The sequence below is a fragment of the Tianweitania populi genome, assembly GCF_014652875.1.
Lineage (GTDB): Bacteria > Pseudomonadota > Alphaproteobacteria > Rhizobiales > Rhizobiaceae > Tianweitania > Tianweitania populi.
This window is the reverse complement of record NZ_BMZQ01000001.1, coordinates 1,431,655-1,451,665: the sequence shown is the minus strand read 5'-3', so window position 1 is coordinate 1,451,665 and position 20,011 is coordinate 1,431,655. Positions and strand designations below refer to the sequence as shown.

The following is a 20,011-nucleotide window of genomic DNA, read 5'->3' as shown; positions in this document are numbered from 1 at the left end:
CGTCAGATCATTCCTTGGTCACAGGACCAACGAAGTTCGTGTCCATGCTCGGGCCGAGCTTGTAGTTCTTCACATTGTTGCGCATCCCGGCGACTTCGATCTGCTGGAAGATCATGACGAAGGGACTGGTATCCAGCGCTTCCTGCTGCAGCTTCTTGTAGCCTTCGGCACGCTTTTTGTCGTCGCGCTCAAGAAGGGCAGCCTTGGATTCCTTGGTCAGTTCCGGAATATCCCAGGCGTTGCGCCAAGCCAGCGTCTTGACCGAGGCTTCATCGGCATTGTCGGGGTTCGAAGTGAAGGCTTCCGCGTTCGAGTTCGGATCCCAGTAATCCATGCCCCACTGGCCGATATACAGGTCGTGGTTTCGGGCGCGGTACTTGGTCAGCGTCTGCTTGCCGTCGCCAGGGATGATTTCGACCTTGATCCCGGCCTGCGCAGCGGTCTGCTGGAAAGCCTCTGCAATGCCGGTGACCGGCTGGTTGTTGCGCACGTCAAAGGTCACGGAGAAGCCGTCCTTCAAGCCGGCCTTTTCGAGAAGCTCCTTGGCCTTGGTCACGTCGAGCTTGTAGGGGCTGGCATCGAGTGCACCGAGCACGCCCTTGGCCTGGTAGGTTTGGCGGATCTCACCGATGCCCTTGATCAGCGTGGAGCCGATCGCGTCATAGTCGACCAGGTATTTGAAGGCTTCGCGCACTTCCGGCTTGGCGAGTGTCTCATTCTTCTGGTTGAGGCTGATGTAATAGACCGTGCCCTTGGCCGCGTCGGTCGTGGCCAGGTCGGCGTTTTTGGAAACGGCTTCAAGATCGCCCGGATCGAGATTGCGGGCGACATCGACATCGCCGGTCTCGAGCATCAGGCGCTGCGTCGCGCTTTCCTTGACGTGGCGATAGATGACGCGGTTAAGCGCCGGCTTGTTGCCGTAATAATTGTCATTGCGCTCCATCACGAGGATCTCGTTGGCGCGCCAGTCGCGGATCTTGAAGGGACCCGAACCCGCATAGTTGGTCTTGAGCCAGGCATAGCCAAAGTCGGTATCGTACTTATTGTCGGCGCTGACCGTGACGGCTTCGGCATGTTCCGAGACAAGCTTCTTGTCGACTACGGCGCCGACCGTTGCGGTGAGGCAGTTGAGAACGAAGCTCGGCGCATAGGACTTGTCGACGGTGAGCACGAAGGTGTCTTCGTCAACGGCCTTGGCCTTTTCAGTGACGTTATCGCCGGTCAGACCGAACTGGGTGAGAATGAAGGCCGGGCTCTTGTCGAGCTTGACGGCGCGCTCGAACGACCAGGCGACGTCTTCGGCTGTTAGCGGGTTGCCGGAAGCGAACTTGATGCCGGGCTTCAGCTTGAACGTGTAGGTCAGGCCGTCCTCGGACACCGACCAGCTTTCGGCCACGCCGCCCGTTACTTTGGTTGTGTCGTTGATGTCGAGGCGCACCAGCATGTCGTAGCCGTTGCCGAGGAACTCGGCCGGGCTCAGCTCGAAGGATTCTGCCGGATCGAGCGTGATCGTGTCATCGATTGCCCAGGCAAGAACCAGCGTGTCCGCCGGCGTGGCGGCATAGGCCGGGGCGTTGGCCGCGACGAGCGCCGTGAGGGCCGCGCCGGCAAAAAGCAGGCGGGCATGTGCGTTGATCTTCGACATCATCATGATCTGTGTTCCCGATTATGGTTGTTGTTGCGGCCGTCGATAGGGGGTCAGCGAAGCGTCAGACGCAGGACGCGGAACCAGTTTTCGCGGCAGATTTTCTTTATGTCGGCTTCAGCGTATCCGGCGCTTTGCAGACCGGCAACGAGTTTTTGCAAGCCCGCTGAAGAGCCGATCTCGGCCGGGATCATGGCGCCGTCAAAGTCGGAGCCCAGCGCCACGCCGTTGATGCCGACCTGTTCGACCATATGATCAATATGGCGGATCATCGTGGTGATACCGGTATCCGCACGCTCCTGGCCATCTTCGCGCAGGAAGGCGACGGCGAAGTTGAGGCCGACGATGCCATTGCTTTCCTTGATCGCGGCAAGCTGCTTGTCGGTGAGGTTGCGCGCCGAGGGCGTGATCGCATGAACGTTGGAATGGGTCGCGACCAGCGGCGCCGTGGAATGCTTGGCCACATCCCAGAAGCCTTGTTCCGTGATGTGCGAAAGGTCGATCAGGATACCCATCTCGTTGCAGGCCTTGACCAGCGCTCGGCCCGCGTCGGTCAGCCCAGGGCCCGTGTCGGGGGAGGAGGGGTAGGCGAAGGGCACGCCGTGGCCGAAGACGTTGTTGCGGCTCCAGACCGGGCCGATCGACCGCAGGCCGGCGGAGTACAGCGTGTAAAGGCCTGACAGATCCGCGCCGATCCCTTCCGCGCCCTCGATATGGGCGATCGCGGCGAAGATGCCGGCTTCGATGGCGGCTTCGAGTTCATCGACGGTGCGGCAGATCTTCAGCAGTTCGGCGCGGTCCAGGCGGCAGGCGATGTCCATCTGCGCCATCGTCACTTCCAGCGACGGCGCGCGCTCGATGGGTGCTGCCGCGGGCGTCATGAAGTGACCGCGCGCATCCGGCTTGCCGAACGAGAAATCGCCTGAGGGCACGTAGATCGCGCAGAAGCCTCCGACGAGTCCTCCTTCTGCCGCTTTCTTGAGGTCGATATGGGCTGCGCCAGTTGCGGCTGCGAACTCCTTCAGAGGATCGCGCCCTGCTTTTTCCCCATTCCACAAGCGAAGCAGCAAATCATTATGGCCGTCGAAGATCGTTTGCATGTCGCCTCCAAGTTCCCGGGATTGATCGGGCTTAACCGGGCCGCCGGTCAAGCCTCAACCAGCCGTGTCGTTATCTTCCCCAGGAAAATGTCGCAATGCAGCAAAACTGAACGACAGTTTGGGAACGATCATGTAGCTGAGGGCTTAACCGCTCATGACTCCTGATCCGCACTTGCCTCTTAAGCCTCAGACTGTCCGCGATACGCGCATCGACGTGTTTCGCGCGCTCGCGCTGCTGTCGATTTTCGTCAATCACGTTCCTGGCACGATCTACGAAAACGCGACGCATAAGAACTTCGGCTTTTCCGATTCCGCCGAAGCCTTCGTGCTAATTTCCGGCATCGCAATCGGCTTGGCCTATGGCGGCAAGTTCATCCCCGGCGTGCGTTTGCTGATGTCGCTGAAGGCTCTGCGACGGGCAGGGGTACTTTACGTCACGCAGATCATGACGGCTTTGACCACGATTGCGATCTTCGTGCTGGGCGCGACGTGGCTGGCCAATCCTTCGCTTCTGGCCGAGATCAATATCGAGCCGATGATCGACGATCCGGCGCGCGCCTTGCTTGGGCTTGTGACAATGGGTCATCAGCTTGGCTACAACAACATCCTGTCCATGTATGCGGCTGTGATGCTGCTGTTGCCCGCTTTGCTATGGCTCAGCACGATCAGCCTGGGCCTCATGGTTGCCGTATCCGGCACGCTGTGGCTGCTGGCCGGTATCTATCAGGTCGCACCGCCCAACTATCCGACGCCGGGCATGTGGTTCCTGAACCCGCTGTCGTGGCAGTTCCTGTTCGCCATTGGTCTCGCTGGCATGCTGCATGTGCGCCGCGGGGGCAAAATCGTTGCGCATCCGCTGCTGATGACGGCTGCTGCTGCTTATCTGGTTCTGGCCTTCGCCTGGGTGCGCGTGCCGCTTTGGGGCGTGGATACGTCGCTGGGCCTGCCGGCCGTGCTGACGGGTTTCGACAAGACCTTCCTGTCTCTGCCGCGCCTGTTGCATGTGCTTTCGCTGGCTTATCTGCTGGTCGCCATTCCCGGCCTGTCAGAGCTGGCGCGCTTGAAGGAAACCAATCCGCTCGCCAGTCTGGGACGCCATTCTCTGCCCGTCTTCATCGCCGGTACGCTGTTGGCGATGGTGGCGCAGGTCATCAAGATGTCGCGGCCGGAAAGCCTGCTGCTCGACACGCTGCTGATCAGCACCGGCATCGCGCTTCAGTTCGCGCTGGCCTTCTATCTGGATTGGTACAAGGGCCTGCAGAAGAGCTCGAAGCAGGCTGCTAGCCATGTCAAGCCGCGTCCAACAGCGGTTCGTGAGGACAGCAAGTTGGTGCCGGCTCGAGTGCCTGCTGAGCGTCGGTAAGCATTCCAAAGCTTCAGAACTGATTGACGGCGGCTGAGTGGTCAGTCGCCGTTTTCGTTTGTGAGCTCACCGCATCGCCAACTCGATGATTGCACGTAAACCACGCAGCCATGTCGCCACCGGCATGATGCCGATGTGGCGAACCCCGTTCCCGCCCTCTCCGGTGGTCGAACCAATACATGGTCGTGCAGCGTTACAGTCACGATGCTGGTGTTTGTGTGCTGGGCTTGCGCTGTTTGTGACCTTACGGCCATCGTGCTGCCCCTAGCACGTACAACCCGGCTTTGCCCCGCCGGAGGGGTTGTATTCGCTTTCGACTGCCGGATACCGACTGCGTGTTACTCACTGAGTGGCGTGAGCCAATTGGCCTCCTGAATCTTTGCGTCGAGATTGCGCAGGTCGCGCGAGAGATCATCGGCCTGCTTCTGCGCGGCCCGTACGTCGAGGGCTGACCGGAAGCGAACTTCGCTCTTGGTCTGGATTGTCTGAACCACCGTCGCCCGATCCGCCACATCACGCCACGCTGCCTGACGAAGGCGCAGGACGTCGCGCTTGGCAAGCGCTTCGGTGAGTGTTTCACCCATGAACGGGGTCGTGCTGTTCGTCCGGTTGATACGGCTGATCAGGGATTCGAGCTCCGCAGCCAGGCGGTCATACTCGTCCATCAACGCAGACGGATCTTCGGCAGGCTGATCGCCTTCCTGGACCTTGGCGTTGCGCAGCGCACGTGCCTTGACCTGTTCCATGCGCTTGGCGACATCACTGCGCAGCACGAGCGCTTCGGCAAGTTTCATGATCAGTTCCTCACTGCAGAGAACGCGGTGCGCCGACGCTGGTCTATGTTCCGACGTTTCTACAAAGAAAAACCCCCGCCGCAAACGGGCAGGGGGTTTCAAGGCTTAAGAGGTGAGGCGGTGGCTTATGCTGCTTCAGCGATACGGGCCATCTTGCGGACGTCGTCGTCGGACAGCAGACCGCCAGCGCGCAGCAGACCGGCGAAGCGGCCGTTGGTGGCGGCGAGTTCGTCGAAGCCACCCATTTCGACGATGCGACCGCGATCCATGAACAGCACCATGTCGGCATCACGAACCGTCGACAGGCGGTGGGCGATGATGAAGGTCGTGCGGTTGGCACGCAGATCGTCGATCGCTTGCTTCACACGCTCTTCGGTCTCCACGTCGAGTGCGCTGGTCGCCTCGTCGAGCACGAGAACCGGAGCATCCTTGAGGATCGCACGGGCAATCGCGATACGCTGGCGCTCACCACCCGACAGCTGCGAACCGCGTTCGCCGGCGATCGTGTCATAGCCGTCGCTCTTGTTCAGGATGAACTCCTGCGCAGCGGCAGCCTTGGCGGCAGCATGGATGTCTTCGTAGGAAGCATCCTCACGGCCGACGCGAATGTTGTCCTCGATCGAGCGGTTCAGCATGCCCGCATCCTGGAACACGGTGGCAACCGAGGCGCGAAGCGAGCGGCGGGTGACAGTGCGGGTATCGACGCCGTCGATCAGCACGCGGCCTTCCGACGGATCATAAACGCGCTGCAGCATGTTGATCAGCGTGGTCTTGCCGGCACCCGTCGGGCCAACGATCGCAACCGTCTGACCAGCCTTCACGGAGAAGGACACGTCGTCCAGGCCATGGTTTGCACCGGGGAAGCGGAAGCTCACATTGTCGAACACGATGTCGCCGCGGATCTTCGGCATGTCGACAGTGCCCAGCGGCTCCTGACGGGCTTCCACAGCGTCTTCGAGAGCATAGAAGTCCACCAGCTTGGCGCGGGCTTCGAAGATCTGGTTGAAGAAGGCATTGACCTGGTCGAGACGGCCGATCAGCAGGGTCGCAAAGCCGGTGAAGGCCACGACGTCGCCAATCCGCATTTCGCCACGAGTCACCATCCAGGCGCCGATCAGCAGAACGATCATCATCGACAGGGTGGAGGCAATGCGGTTCAGGCCGCTGGCCAGCGCCCACCAGTCGAGAACCGGATACTGGGCGCGGATCAGATCGCCAGTGTGACGCTGCAACTCACGCGCTTCCGTGCTGGTGCGGTTGAAGCTCTGCAGCACGGCAACGTTGCTGACGGCATCCGACACATGCGAGAAAACGCGGTGGTAATGACCCTCGACAGCAGCCTGGCCGTCCTTGGTGCGCTTCATGACCATGCGGCCGATCGCGATGTAAACGACGCCAAGCACCATCAGCACAGCCGACATGCGCAGATCCATGCTGAGCGCGGTGGGAACCAGCAGCACCAGCGCAACAGCGGTTGCGAGATGGGTGCGCATGAATTCCAGCCAGAGCGAGAACAGCGTTTCCACAGCGCGCAGAAGGGTATGCAGCGACTGGGACGTGCCACGCGTCTGGTGCCATGAAAGCGGCATGGTGATCGTCTTCTCAAACGACTCTTCCAGCACGGCGACACGGCGCTTATGCGCAAAGCGGTCGGCGGAACGCGCTACCAGCACGAAGGCGATGATGTTGAACAGGCCAAGGCCAGCCCACATCGCCATGTTCGTGAACAGGTCGCCCGACGAAGAAATCGAGTCGATGATGCGGCCGAACAGGATCGGCTCGGCGATCGTCACCAAAGCCAGAACCACGTTGGCGCCGCAGATCAGCGCAACCTTCTTTTTTTCAGCGCCCAGATAGGAAAGAGCACGAAGATAAATATCGAAAAGAGACACGAGCAGAAACTCCGGCCAGGTCTTAATTTGTGCGCCGCATCATGAGCGGCTGATGAAATATCGACGTGAGCTTAGAGAATGCCCGCGCGGGAACAGGGTCGCGAAAGAGCAACCCTGTTCCCTGCTCCAGCTGCGTATTCAGCCGCTGAATCAAGCATTTGATATTCAACATGAACTGGCGTTGAAGCCAGCTGGGCATGAAGGTCAGGCATCTTTTCCTTCCCCTAGGGAATGGAATGAGGAACGATTACCCTGACTTCATGAACTCCTGCGCCTGAATGCTGCATGAACGTATTATTCAGGACAGTATCGTTGACCGAAATTTCGTATTTTTCGCCGCACTGCACCTTGATCTCGTAGGTGGCTTCATCGAGCTGCAAGGTCGCTTCGAAGCCGTTCCAGCTCGAGGGCAGCACCGGCTGAATGAAGATGCGATCGCCTTCGCGGCGGATGCCGAGAATAGCTTCCACGGCAGCGCGGTAGAGCCAGCCGGCCGAGCCCGTGTACCAGGTCCAGCCGCCGCGCCCGCCCTTGTCGTCCGAAGAGTAGATGTCGGCGGCGACCACATAGGGCTCGACGCGGTAGCGCTCTGCTGCCGCTTCATCCAGGGCATGATTGACCGGCATCAGCATCTGGAAGGCACGGTAGGCGGCATCGGCACGGCCGAGTTCGGCCAACGCGAACACCGTCCAGGTGGCCGCATGCGTGTATTGGCCACCATTTTCGCGCACGCCCGGCGGATAGCTCTTGATGTAGCCGGGCTCCTTCGGCGTCTTCGAGAAGGCGGGCGTGAAGAGCTTCACGATCTCGAGCTTGTCGTCGATCAGCTGACGCTCGACCTGATCCATCGCCATTTGCTGCCGATCCGGCTGGCCGATACCGGACAAAACGCTCCAGGACTGGGCGATCGAATCGATGCGGCACTCGTCGCTGTCCTTGGAGCCGAGCGGCGTGCCGTCGTCATAGGTTGCGCGGCGATACCATTCACCGTCCCAGGCCGCAGTTTCGAGCGCGGTCTTCAGGCTGGCGATATGAGCCTCCCACGCTTCCACGCGGGTCGCATCGCCGCGCTGGCGTGCATAAGGCACAAAGTCGGTCAGGGTCTTCGCCAGGAACCAGCCGAGCCACACGCTTTGACCCGCGCCGTTCTTGCCGACGCCATTCATGCCGTCGTTCCAGTCGCCACCGAGGATCAGCGGCAAACCGTCCGCACCCGTCCGCTTGATGGCGAGATCGAGCCCGAGCGCGCAGTGCTCGTAGAGCGTTGCCGTCGTTTCCGACGTCTTCGGCGTGAAGAAGGCATCGTGTTCGCCTTCCTTCAGAAGCTCGCCCTCGATGAACGGAATTTCCTGATCGAGGATCGATGCGTCACCGCTGGCCGTGATGGCGCTGTGAGCGCCGTAAGCGAGCCAGACCACACCGTCCGAGATGGTCGTACGCACACCGGCGCCGCTGCGCGGCAGCCACCAATGCTGCACGTCGCCTTCGGGGAACTGGCGGCCGGCCGCACTCAGAACCTGCGCCTGCGCAAGGCTCGGATCGTGCAGCTGGAAAGCCAGCGTGTCCTGCAGCTGATCGCGGAAGCCGTAGGCGCCGCTTGCCTGATAGAAGGCGGAGCGGGCACGCAGCCGGCAGGCAATTGCCTGATAAGGCAGCCACGCATTGACCATCGCGTTCATGGCGGGATCGGGCGTGTTGACCTGCAGCGTTCCGAGGAAGCGGTTCCACTCCGCGTCAATGGCGTTCAGCCGCTCGTCGAAATCCACCGCGACATGCCTGGTGTAGAGGTCGCGTGCTTCGTCCGGCGACCCGGCATCACCCATGAGATACAGGATCTCTGCACTCTCGCCGGGAGCAATCGTCACATCGCGTGCGATGACCGAACAGGGATCGATGCCGGCTTCCACCTTGTTGGACAGGGCCTTGCCTGTGATCGCTGCTTCCGGCGCCAAGACGCTGCCGTGGCGTCCCAGGAACTCGGCACGGTCTACGGTGACGGATTGCGCCGGCGCGTCCGATGCCAAAAACGCGCAGCGCTCGCCGAAGTCGAGGCTGAACGGATTGCGCGCGAGAAGGGCGCCCGTTGCCGGTTCCTGCCAGGACACGATGTTGGGTGCATTGCGAGCGCGGTTCTGGCCCAGCACCCATTCAGCATAGGCGTAAACGCGCAACGTGACGGCGGCATCGCCCTTGTTGTGGAGCGCCAGACGCGACAAGCGGACGGAGTCGGCGGGATCGACCACATGGGTCAGCTCGGTTTCTACCGCACCATGGCGTGCGGTGAAGGTCGAGAAGCCCTGACCATGGCGCGCTTCATAAACGGCGTGTTCATTGCGCACGACGCCGGCCACCGGCGAGAAGGTCGTGCCATCAGCGAGATCATGGATATAGATCGCTTCGCCGGGACGGTTGCTGACCGCATCGTTTGACCAGGGTGTCAGCTGGAAATCGCGGCTGTTGCGGCTCCAGGTGAAGGCCGAGCCTTCCGCCGAAACGTGGAAGCCGAAATCCTTGTTGGCGATGACGTTGATCCAGGGCTGCGGCGTCGAGCGCCGGCCGTCGAGACGGACCACATAGTCACGGCCGTCGCGATCGAAACCGCCGAAGCCGTTCCAGGATTCCAGACCCTGTCCGCTGGCGCGCTTTTGCAGCGTGGCAGGCGGGGTGTGGGTCAGCGCGACCGAGGAGCGGCTGGCTTCGGTTGAAGAAGCCGCTGTCCGGTGGATCGGCTGCTTTGCTGTTGGCTTTTCACCAGTCCCATTTGCCTGCAGCAGTTCGAGTTCGGCAATCTCTGCACGCTCGATCTGGTCGGCGATCGTGCCGTGACGGGCGTGCAGAACGACGCGGGCCGTCGCCAGAAGCGTGCGGTAGGTGCCTTCATCCATCAGGTCGCGGCGCACGGAGAAGATGTGCTGGCGCGGTCCGAGATCATGGCCGCGCATGCTGCCATTTTCGCGATGCCACTCGATCGCCTGTTGCAGATCCTGCGCATAGGACGAGGCCTGCTCGTTGATGATCACGAGATCGGCGGTGAGACCGCGCGAACGCAGATATTCCTGAACCCGCATCGCCTTGGCAATGATGCCGAGATCGGCCTGATCGCTGATGCGCAGAACGAAGATCGGGAAGTCGCCGGAAATCGCCAGCGACCAGAGGGCGGACTGCGCGCCCATGCCGGCCGAGATCGAATCCGGCGGCGTACGGGTCACCGGACTTGGGAACAGCAGGTAGCGCGCCAGGCGCTGCACATTGGCGGCTTCCGCCAAGGTCAATCCGACATGGCGCGTTTGCACCTGGCTGTGGGTCCAGCCCAGCATGCTCTGGCGGCTGAAGCTTTCCGGGTGATCGAGGCGGTCGATCGCCTCCTGCAAAGCCTGCCGATTCGATCCGACAACCGTCCAGAAGGTAAGGGCGGCTTTCTTCATGGCCGGAACGCGCACGCGCGCCCGCAGGGCCATGACAGGGTCGAGGGTGAAACCCGCGCTGCCCGTCAGCTGCGCGTTGGGATCAAGCGCTGCCGGATCGGCAATCGTGCGGCCACGACCGATAAAGGCGCGGCGATCTGTTTCGGCTTCCGTTTCACGCAGTCCGCCGGCATCGGTCGTCACGAAATGCGCCAGCGCGATGTCCGGTTCACCTGGGGAACGCTTGCGGCGCGTGGCAAAGATCGCGCCATTGGCCGGATCGATCTCCGTTTCCACGAACATCTTCGAGAAGGCAGGATGGGCACTGTCGGCCATCTCGGGCGCCAGAACGATCTCGCCGAAGGAGGTGATCTCGATCGTGCGCTCGCTCGCGCCTTCGTTGTAAACGGTGATGCGGCGTGCTTCGCCGTCGCCTTCGGTCACGGCGATGACTTCCACTTCCGTCAGGATGTGGCCGACACGCTTGGAGAACACCGACTTGTCATTGGCGAAGATGACGCGCGTTTCCTCACCCTCGACGCGCTTGGGCTCAGCCGTTGCCGACCACCATGCGCCGTCGTCGCAGTCACGCACGAACAGGAAGGAGCCCGAACGGTCCTCGGACGCGTCGCCGGTCCAGCGGGTGACGGCCAGGTCGTTGAAGCGGCTGTAGCCGGTGCCCGTTGCGGTGGTCATCACGAAGAAATGGCCGTTGGAGATGAGGTTGGTGGACACTACGCCTGCCAACGGGTTTTCGATCAGCCGCGTGTCGGGCGACAGCTCCTCGCCGCCGGTCGCCGGCTGTTCGGCTGCTTCCGTGCGCACGATCGTGACAGGCACGGCGCGCGGCGCCTTTTCCTGCAGCAGGAGCTCGGCCGCAACGATCACCGGATCGGAATGGAAGTGGTCGCGCATGCGGCCTTCGAACACGACATTGGCCACGGCCACGATCGACATGCCGGTATGGTGGGCCATGTAGTTCTGCACCACCGCATGATCGGAGCCTTCCGGCACCCGCGAGGGCGTGAAATCCACCGCGTCATAGAAGCCGTAGCGGCCACGTGCGCCCAACTCGGCCAAGCGGTGCAGGTTCGTCACCGCCTCATGCGGCATGAACTGCGATGCGAGAACGCTGGCATAGGGCGCGATCACCGTGTTGTTGGCAAGACCGCGCTTCAGGCCCAATCCCGGCACGCCGAAATTGGTGTACTGGTAGGTCATCTCGCGGTCGCGCGCATTGAAAGCTGCTTCCGAAATGCCCCACGGAATACCCTTGGAGCGGGCGTAGCTGATCTGCCGGCGGATGATCAGGTTGTTGGTCTGGTTGAGCAGACCGCCCTGCGGCTCCTTCATGACCAGCGGCGGCATCAGATATTCGAACATCGAGCCGGACCACGACACCAACGCGCCGCGGAAGCCGATCTCGGTCACCGGGCGACCCAGACGGAACCAGTGCTCAGTCGGCAGATCGCCCTTGGCGATCGCAAACAGGCTGGTCAGACGCGCTTCGGACGCGAGCAGATCGTAGCAGCTTTCGTCCAGCTGATGCGTGTCGGCGCGGTAGCCGATCGACAGAAGCTTGCGGTCTTCGCGGAACAGGAACGAGAAATCCATCTCGAAGGCCAGCAAGCGCGCACGGTCGTGCAATGTGCGGAAGCGTTCGCGCAGAGCCGCAACCCCGGCTTCATCCGTATGCGCGTCGCTGACATGCGCTTCGCAGGTCTGTGCGAGCTTGGCGGCCCAAAGCTGCAACTCCTCCGAGGCCGTGGACTGCACCTCGGCGTGGATCGAACCGGCCAGCTTGCGGATCTCGCCGGCGAGAACCGCGAGGTTGATGGTGCGGATCGACGCCGTTTCCGGCTCGCTCTGCAAGGTAGCGACAGCACGGCGCATACCGGTGATGCGGTCGCTCAGGCGCTGGCGCAACGGGCGAAGCGGGCGGCGGTCGTCGGGCAGGGCGGCCAGCGTTTCGTCGAGGATGGTGGTGACATCCAGCACGCCATCGAAATCGCCCTGAAGGTAAGCTGCAGGCGCTTCGGCCCAATCCGAACAAGCGCGCGCAACCGCGATCAGGTGCCCCGCCAGATTGCCGCTATCGACAGCCGACACATAAAGCGGCAGCAGGGGCTGTAGCGACTGCGTGTCGTACCAATTGTAGAGATGCCCACGGAAGCGCTGCATCTTTTCCATCGTGGCGACGGTCTGGTCGATGCGCTCTGCCGTTTCGATTAGACTGATCCATCCGAAGTCGCGCGCGGAGATAGAAGACAGGAGATACACGCCGATATTGGTCGGCGACGTCCGGTGGGCGACGATGCCGACCGGGTTTTCCTGGAAATTGTCCGGCGGCAGGAAGTGCTCGCCAGGTGTGACGAAGGTCTCGAAATAGAGCCACGTGCGGCGCGCCACGACGCGCAGCGACAGCTTGTCTTCGGCCGACACTTCCAAGCGGTCTTCCGAATGTGCCGAGCGGCTGATCAGCCAGGCGAAGGCCGGCGAGCCGATCCAGAACAAGGCAAACAGCGCGCCGAGGAAGGCACCGCTGGAGTTTGCGATCGTCGGAATGGCGACGCCGACAACGGCGATCACCAGCGCGCCATGCATCGTGCTGAAGGTGCCGAGCAAGTCGTTGCCGCCCTTGGAGGCCTGCGAGGCCGTGCGCCATTCCAGAAGATCGCGGCGGCTGACGAACATGCGGTACAGCGTGCGGATGATCGCATCGCCCATCAGCCAGGCCGAATGGGCGATCAGAACGACCTTGAGCACCACATGCGCGGTGGCAAAGGCGATATCGCGCAACACACCGCTGACATGGCCGCGCATGGTGACGTCGAAGGAGCGCGGGAACAGCGAGTCCATCAGCTCGAAAGTCTGCGCCAGGAACAAGCTGATGATGAGCAGGGCCTGCCATTGCACCGCGAAGGTGAAAGGAAGCAGGCTCCAGCCGGCGATCGATGCCAGCACCCAAAAGATCGGCGTGATGGTGCGGCGCAGATTGTCCACCATCTTCCAGCGGGACAGACCGGGAATGCCGGACTTCGGGTCGAACAGGTAAGGCAGCAGCTGCCAGTCGCCGCGCGCCCAGCGATGGTGGCGCGAGGCGTCCGTGGTGTAGCGCGTCGGGTAATCCTCGATCAGCTCGACGTCGGTTGCGAGCTGCGCGCCCGCGAGCGAGCCTTCCAGAAGGTCGTGGCTGAGCACCGAGTTCTCGGCAATACGGCCCTTCCAGGCCGCTTCCACCGCGTCGATGTGGTACAGGCCCTTGCCCGTGAATGTGCCGCTGCCGAACACGTCCTGATAAACGTCGGACACGGCAAACACATACGGATCAAGCCCGCGATTGGCCGAGAACACGCGCTGGAAGAACGAGGCTTCGTCGCCGGTTGTCAGCGACGGCGTCACGCGCGGCTGCAGAATGGCCGCGCCGCGGATCACGATACCGGTTTTCGGATCGTTCACCGGGCGGTTCAGCGGATGCTGCATCTTGCCGACGAGACGCGTTGCTGCTTCGCGCGTCATGCGCGTGTCGGCGTCAAGCGTCATGACGTAAACCACGCCTTCCGGCAGAGCCGTGTCCGGCGTCAGGAAGGTGGTGTCGTCGTCGCCGCGCAGAAGCAGGTTCAGCTCATGCAGCTTACCACGCTTGCGCTCCCAGCCCATCCACACGCCTTCAGCCTTGTTCCAAAGGCGACGGCGATGGAGAATGTGGAAGCGGACGTTTGTGTCGCGAGGATAGCGCTCGTTCAGGACGCGAATTTCGCTACGTGCGTAATCCAGCAGATCCTGATCCTCGGGCGAGATCTCGTGTTTGCTGTCGTTCCAGTCGGTGAGCAGCGCGAAGGACAGCTCGCCCTTCATATTGGCGAGGAAGTGCACTTCGAGGTTGCGCACGCTTTCGTCGACATCGTCGCGCGAGCCGATCAGAGAGGGGATCACGACCAGCGTGCGCGCTTCAGCCGGCACGCCTTCCTTGTATTCGTAGCCGATCATGCGCGTCGGCGTCAGGAACAGCAGCGTCAGCGTATTATAAAGACCGACCGCTCCCTCGATCGCCGGGATCGAAAACAGGATGAGCAGTATCGTCATGGCCGCCGGCGTGGCGCCGAGCGCCCACAGGCCGAGGCCGGCGGCCAGAAGCAGGAGGCCCGTCAGGATGGCGACGGGACCAGCAACAGCCATCCAACCGGCACGACGCCAAATGCGGCGAAAACGTTGGGAAAAGGTCGGGTTGTAACCGAGTTCTCGCTCGAAGGCTTCGCGGCCGGAGCCGACCAGAACAACGCCGGCATCGCCGTCCACCGCCGCATGCGCCAGGGTCAGCCGCGCGACTTCAACTTCCGTTTTCCCGGAACGACGCGCCAGCTTTTCGATGGCCTTGCGGTATTCGTTGCGGGACGCAAAATCGAGTTCGGCAAAATGCGGTGTCTTGCGCAGTTCTTCGTCGACATAGCTGAGCGCTTCGAACCAGTCGCTCCATTCCACGTCGTCGACCAGGCGCAGGCTGCGGATGATGTTGCCGGTCGTGACATTGCCGGAAGACAGCGTCTGGTGTTCGCCGTGGATCACGACCTCGGCGTCGTTGCCGGCCTTTTCCAGCTCGGTTTCCAGCCAGCGCAGCGCTTCGCCTGCATTGCGCGAGCCGTCGCGCAGGCGGTACAGCAGCTGCGTGGCGAATGTGTTGTCCTGCGCATGCCGCGCGAGCGGCTTTAGCGCCTCTTCGCCAGCCCGAACCGAACCGGAGCCAAGGATACGGTCGGCAACCACATTGGCGACCTGCCGCATTTCGCGGGCGCGATCGACGCGCAGGGCAAGGCGCCGCAGGTTCTCGATCAGCACGAAACGCAGGATCGAGGGCAGGGCCCACAGCTCGCCGATCTTCAGCGGGTGGACGGTCTGGAAACCGTGTACCAGAGCCTGAAATGAGCTTTCTGAAACGGCGCTGTCGGTGTGGGCGACATAAAGCCAGGCCAAGGCCAGCGCGCGCGGGATCTCGTGTCCGCCGCCGATGCGGATCAGCGGGAGTTCGCGGTAGAAGCGGTGCGGCAGGTCGCGGCGAACTTGGTGGATCGCTTCTTCCACCACATGGTTGTTGTCGAGCAGCCATTGCGCGGCTGGCGTAATCGTATCGCCGCGCGCCACCGCATCATTGGTCGCGCGATAAACGCCGAGGATCTTGGCGGCGTTGTCCTTGAGCCGCTCCTGCACATCGAACGGCTTGATGTCGCGAAGGAAGCTTTCGCTGTTGTTGGCGAACTCGGCGCCCAGGCTGCGAAGGTTTTCTTCTCGGATGAAATTCGACCGGATCGGCAAATCCGCTGCTGCGGGAAGCGCCACGTCTGAAAACTTCAGGCGCGATGAATCCGTCTGAACATCCATGATTTTATCCGTGCTCATGATTTCGCAGCCTCAAGGTCTGAAGCTGGCGACCCGGTTAAACCGATTTGATCGAAATTGGTTGCCGAGGCAAATGGAAATGGGCGCATCATCGATTGTCTACAGTCTCGCGCCTGCAATATCGCGCTTTGACGGAACCATTGTGAAACTTCTTTGCTGCACCATATGCCCAGCCATCCCTGTCAGATCGAAGCTGAACGCTGCATGACCAAAAATATTCGCAAGGCCGTAATTCCCGCAGCGGGCTTCGGCACCCGCATGCTTCCAGCCACCAAGAGCGTCGCCAAGGAGATGCTCACCGTGGTGGATCGTCCCATCATCGATTACATCGTGGAAGAAGCATTCGCCTCCGGCATCGAGCACATCGTGGTCGTGATCGGTCGCGGTAAGGGCGTGATCGAGGATCATTTCGATCATGCGTTCGAACTCGACACGTCGCTGCGTTCCAAGAACAAGCTCAGCGTGGCCGACAAGCTCACCTCCATGACGCCCAAAGCGGGTTCCATTTCCTTCGTGCGCCAGCAGGAAGCGCGGGGCCTTGGCCATGCGGTCTGGGCTGCCCGCCATGTCATCGGCGACGAACCTTTCGCAGTGCTTCTGCCCGATATGCTCATGGTCGATCAGCAGCCTTGCATCGCTTCCATGGTTTCTGTGTACGACAAATCCGGCGGCAACGTCATCGCCGTTGAACAGTGCAAACCGGAAGAAGCCCACAAGTTCGGCATCGTTTCCCTGTCGGATGGCGCGGATCGCCGCATCACCGGCATGGTGGAAAAGCCGCCGCAGGGCACGGCCCCGTCCAACCTCTACATCTCCGGCCGTTATATCCTGCAGCCTGAAATCTTCGACCTGCTCGAGAATCAGACGCCGGGCGCCGGTGGCGAGATCCAGCTTACTGACGCGCTGATCAAGCTGATGGAAACGCAGGAAATCCGGCCATACGAGTTCTCCGGCCGTACCTTCGATTGCGGATCGCCGGCCGGCTTCGTCAACGCCAACTTGCACATGGCGATGATGCGTCCCGATATCGCCGGCGACATTGAAGTCAGCGAATATACCGGCGGCTACAGCACGCTCTGATCCTCATCAGTGGATCTATTCGATCAGGCGCGGGCCGCTTTATGCGGCCTGCGCCTTTTTACCATCGGACAATGCGCCTGCCGGTTGTGAAAACGGTTGTTTGGCTGTCACAATCCGACGATACTCCCTTTCGCGGAAGCAATCTTTCGCCAACGATATGGGAGCGAGACTATGAAGACCATCGGGCTTACGGCCATTGTTGCCGCGTCGGTAACGCTGCTTTCGACATCGGCGTCCTTCGCCGTGACAGAAATCAGCTGGTGGCACGCCATGACGGGCGCCAATAACGAGGTCGTCGAGACGCTCGCCAAGGAATTCAACGAAAGCCAGTCCGACTATAAGGTCGTTCCGGTCTTCAAGGGCACCTATCCGGAAACGCTGAACGCCGGCATTGCCGCATTCCGCGCACGCCAGGCACCAGACATCATCCAGGTTTTCGATGCCGGTACAGGTGTTATGATGGCCGCCGAAAAGGCGATCAAGCCGGTGGCTGACATCCTGTCGATGGGTGGAGAGAGCTTCGACAAGAGCAAATATCTCGGCGGCATCGTCTCCTATTATTCGAAGCCGGATGGCACGATGCTGTCCTTCCCCTACAACTCGTCCTCGCCAATCCTGTATTACAACAAGGACGCCTTCCAGAAGGCCGGGCTCGACGTCAACAATCCGCCCAAGACCTGGACCGAAGTCTGGGATGCCGCCAAGAAGATCAAGACCAGCGGCGCTGCTGCCTGCGGCTACACCTCAACCTGGCTGACCTGGATCCAGACCGAAAACTTCGCTGCCTGGAACAATCAGCAGTGGGGCACCAACGAGAACGGCATCGCCGCACTGGATGTCGAGCTGAAGATCAACACGCCGGTCTTCGTGAAGCATTTCGATGAGATCGCCGCGCTCGCCAAGGACGGCACCTTCAAATATGGCGGCCGCACCGCGGAAGCGAAAAACCTCTTCCTGTCCGGCGAATGCGCTATGCTGACCGAATCGTCGGGCGGCTTGGGCGACATGGTGAAGTCGGGCATGAATTTCGGCACCGGCCAGCTTCCTTATGAAGCCGGCATCGAGGGCGCGCCGCAGAACACGATCCCCGGCGGGGCAAGCCTTTGGGTGTTCGGCGGCAAGGATGACGAGAAATATAAGGGCGTTGCCGCTTTCTTCGAATTCCTGTCGCAGACCCCGATTCAGTCGCGCCTGCATCAGGTTTCCGGCTATCTCCCGGTCACGATGGCTGCCTACGAAGAGACCAAGAAGTCCGGCTTTTATGAGAAGAATCCGGGCCGCGAAATCCCGATCCAGCAGATGATGGGCAAGGCGCCGACTGCGAACTCCAAGGGTGTGCGTCTCGCTAACCTGCCGCAGGTCCGCGATATCCTCAACGAGGAATATGAGAAGATGCTGGCCGGTCAGCAGACCGCGCAGCAGGCGCTGGATAATGCCGTCCAACGCGGCAACGCAGCAATCAAGCAGGCGCTCGGCAAGTAAGGTTGCCGGCTAAGCAAAACGTGCTAAAGCATTGCAATGGCTTACCCGTAGAAAACGGGTAAGCCGCTCCCGCATCGCAACCGGTGTGGGACGCTCTGATCGTGAGGACCCCGTTTGAGCCCCCGCGTTACCTTCCCCAACAAGCTTTTGCCTTATCTACTGGTTGCCCCGCAGCTAGCGATCACGCTCGTCTTCTTCTATTGGCCGGCCAGCCAGGCAATCTACCAGTCGACCCTGCGCGAAGATCCGTTCGGGCTGGACAGCGCCTTTGTCGGCATCGACAACTTCCGCCGAGTGCTGGCCGATCCGAACTACGTCAATTCGATCCAGGTTACGGTGATCTTCTCGATCGCCACCGCCGTGCTAGCCATGGCGGTTGCCATGTTCCTTGCCGTGATGGCCGATAAGGTCGTACGCGGGAAAGGCTTTTATCGCACGCTGATGATCTGGCCCTATGCGGTCGCGCCTGCCATTGCCGGCATGCTGTGGCTCTTCATGTTCAACCCCTCCATGGGCACATTCGCCTATATGCTGCGTTCTGCCGGCATCTACTGGGATCCGCTTTTGAACGGTCCGCAAGCCATGTTTCTGGTGATCGTCGCCGCGGCCTGGAAGCAGATCAGCTATAATTTCCTGTTTTTCGTCGCAGGCTTGCAGGCGATCCCGAAGACGCTGGTTGAAGCCGCCGCAATCGATGGTGCCGGCGAAACCAAGCGCTTCTGGACGATCATCTTCCCGCTGCTTGCGCCGACCACCTTCTTCCTGCTGGTGATCAACACGACCTATGCCTTCTTCGACACGTTCGGCATCATCCACGCGGTGACCGGTGGCGGTCCCGGCAAGGCCACGGAAACACTGGTCTACAAGGTTTACAACGACGGTTTCGTGAACCTGATCCTGGGCGAAAGCGCCGCGCAGTCCGTGATTCTGATGGTGATCGTCATCGCACTCACCGCCATCCAGTTCCGCTACGTGGAAAAGAAGGTGCATTATGGCTGAGGCGCGTCCATGATCGGCCAGTCCCGCATCTCCCGGATCATCGCGCATCTCGCGCTGATCCTTGGCATCCTGATCGTCGCCTTTCCGATCTACTACACCTTCGTGGCGTCGACCCATTCGCTGCAAACGATCCTTCGCCCGCCGCTGCCCTTGCTGCCGGGCAAGGAGTTCTTCGCCAACTATTATCAGGCGCTGTTCGGCGGCATCGGCCAGATCGGTGGCGTCAATGTCTGGACGCTGCTGCTGAACTCCACGATCGTCGCGCTCGGCATCGCGGTCGGCAAGATCGTGATCTCGATCCTGTCGGCCTATGCAATCGTGTTTTTCCGCTTTCCGGGCCGCATGGTGTTCTTCTGGCTCATCTTCATCACGCTGATGCTGCCGGTCGAAGTCCGCATCCTGCCGACCTACAAGGTGATGGTCGATCTCAACCTGATCGACACCTATACCGGCTTGATCGTGCCTTTGATCGCCTCGGCCACCGCGACGCTGCTCTTCCGCCAGTTCTTCCTCACCATTCCCGGCGAGCTGGTGGAAGCCGCACGTGTGGATGGAGCAGGGCCGTGGCGCTTCTTCAAGGACATTCTGCTACCTTTGTCGGCAACCAACATCGCGGCTTTGTTTGTGATCCTCTTCATCTATGGCTGGACGCAATATCTGTGGCCGCTGCTCGTCACCAACCGTAACGACATGAATACGATCGTCATCGGTCTGCGAAAGATGATCTCCTTCGCCGACGCCGACACGCAGTGGCACCTCGTGATGGTGACCTGCATCCTGGCGATCGTGCCGCCGGTGCTGGTGGTTGTGTTCATGCAGCGCTGGTTCGTGCGCGGCCTCGTCGAAACGGAGAAATAA

10 protein-coding genes are annotated in these 20,011 nt (G+C 61.3%); 5 read left to right on the top strand and 5 right to left on the bottom strand.

All coding sequences use genetic code 11. The features are described from left to right. Nucleotides 1-7 precede the first annotated feature (7 nt). Together IE166_RS07100 and IE166_RS07095 are read right to left on the bottom strand one after the other, a co-directional pair. Complete coding sequence (locus tag IE166_RS07100; RefSeq protein ID WP_189502751.1) at nt 8-1,651, bottom strand: ABC transporter substrate-binding protein; 1,644 nt, start codon at nt 1,649-1,651, stop codon at nt 8-10. A 47-nt stretch (nt 1,652-1,698) separates the two neighbouring features. Further along, nucleotides 1,699-2,745 (bottom strand): dipeptidase, encoded by a 1,047-nt coding sequence (locus IE166_RS07095; protein ID WP_189502750.1) that lies wholly within the window; start codon nt 2,743-2,745, stop codon nt 1,699-1,701. Between the two features lie 172 nt (nt 2,746-2,917). Here IE166_RS07095 and IE166_RS07090 point away from each other — a divergent pair, with 172 nt between their 5' ends. Further along, nucleotides 2,918-4,108 carry an OpgC family protein gene (locus IE166_RS07090; RefSeq protein WP_244641350.1) on the top strand — a complete coding sequence of 397 codons (1,191 nt, stop codon included), beginning with the start codon at nt 2,918-2,920 and terminating at the stop codon, nt 4,106-4,108. A gap of 338 nt (nt 4,109-4,446) precedes the next feature. Here IE166_RS07090 and IE166_RS07085 read toward each other — a convergent pair whose 3' ends face one another. From IE166_RS07085 to IE166_RS07075, 3 genes are all read right to left on the bottom strand, one after another. Further along, on the bottom strand, nt 4,447-4,902 hold the full coding sequence (locus IE166_RS07085) for a DIP1984 family protein (protein ID WP_189502748.1): 456 nt from the start codon (nt 4,900-4,902) through the stop codon (nt 4,447-4,449). 125 nt (nt 4,903-5,027) lie between these two features. Beyond that, the gene (locus IE166_RS07080) at nt 5,028-6,794 is read right to left on the bottom strand and encodes a glucan ABC transporter ATP-binding protein/ permease (RefSeq protein ID WP_189502747.1); all 1,767 of its coding nucleotides are present in this window, start codon (nt 6,792-6,794) and stop codon (nt 5,028-5,030) included. 224 nt (nt 6,795-7,018) lie between these two features. Continuing rightward, a complete protein-coding gene (locus tag IE166_RS07075; protein WP_189503281.1) occupies nt 7,019-15,574 on the bottom strand; it encodes a GH36-type glycosyl hydrolase domain-containing protein in 8,556 nt (2,851 codons plus the stop codon). 222 nt (nt 15,575-15,796) lie between these two features. On the opposite strand from IE166_RS07075, the gene galU reads away from it, so the two are divergent. The 4 genes from galU (at nt 15,797) to ugpE (ending at nt 20,011) form a co-directional block, all read left to right on the top strand. Further along, entirely contained in the window at nt 15,797-16,672 is an 876-nt protein-coding gene (gene galU / locus IE166_RS07070; RefSeq protein ID WP_189502746.1) for a UTP--glucose-1-phosphate uridylyltransferase GalU, read from the top strand. A gap of 171 nt (nt 16,673-16,843) precedes the next feature. Continuing rightward, nucleotides 16,844-18,154, top strand: a complete 1,311-nt coding sequence (gene ugpB, locus IE166_RS07065) for a sn-glycerol-3-phosphate ABC transporter substrate-binding protein UgpB (RefSeq protein ID WP_189502745.1) — start codon at nt 16,844-16,846, stop codon at nt 18,152-18,154. A gap of 114 nt (nt 18,155-18,268) precedes the next feature. Continuing rightward, complete coding sequence (ugpA, locus tag IE166_RS07060) at nt 18,269-19,153, top strand: sn-glycerol-3-phosphate ABC transporter permease UgpA (protein ID WP_189502744.1); 885 nt, start codon at nt 18,269-18,271, stop codon at nt 19,151-19,153. 9 nt (nt 19,154-19,162) lie between these two features. Next, nucleotides 19,163-20,011, top strand: a complete 849-nt coding sequence (gene ugpE / locus IE166_RS07055; RefSeq protein ID WP_189502743.1) for a sn-glycerol-3-phosphate ABC transporter permease UgpE — start codon at nt 19,163-19,165, stop codon at nt 20,009-20,011.

Excerpts from the sequence above, each read along its gene's own strand:
- IE166_RS07100 (WP_189502751.1), bottom strand. The coding sequence starts at position 1,651 with ATGATGATGTCGAAGATCAACGCACATGCCCGCCTGCTTTTTGCCGGC.
- IE166_RS07095 (WP_189502750.1), bottom strand. The coding sequence starts at position 2,745 with ATGCAAACGATCTTCGACGGCCATAATGATTTGCTGCTTCGCTTGTGG.
- IE166_RS07085 (WP_189502748.1), bottom strand. The coding sequence starts at position 4,902 with ATGAAACTTGCCGAAGCGCTCGTGCTGCGCAGTGATGTCGCCAAGCGC.
- IE166_RS07075 (WP_189503281.1), bottom strand. The coding sequence starts at position 15,574 with ATGGATGTTCAGACGGATTCATCGCGCCTGAAGTTTTCAGACGTGGCG.
- galU (WP_189502746.1), top strand. The coding sequence starts at position 15,797 with ATGACCAAAAATATTCGCAAGGCCGTAATTCCCGCAGCGGGCTTCGGC.
- ugpB (WP_189502745.1), top strand. The coding sequence starts at position 16,844 with ATGAAGACCATCGGGCTTACGGCCATTGTTGCCGCGTCGGTAACGCTG.
- ugpE (WP_189502743.1), top strand. The coding sequence starts at position 19,163 with ATGATCGGCCAGTCCCGCATCTCCCGGATCATCGCGCATCTCGCGCTG.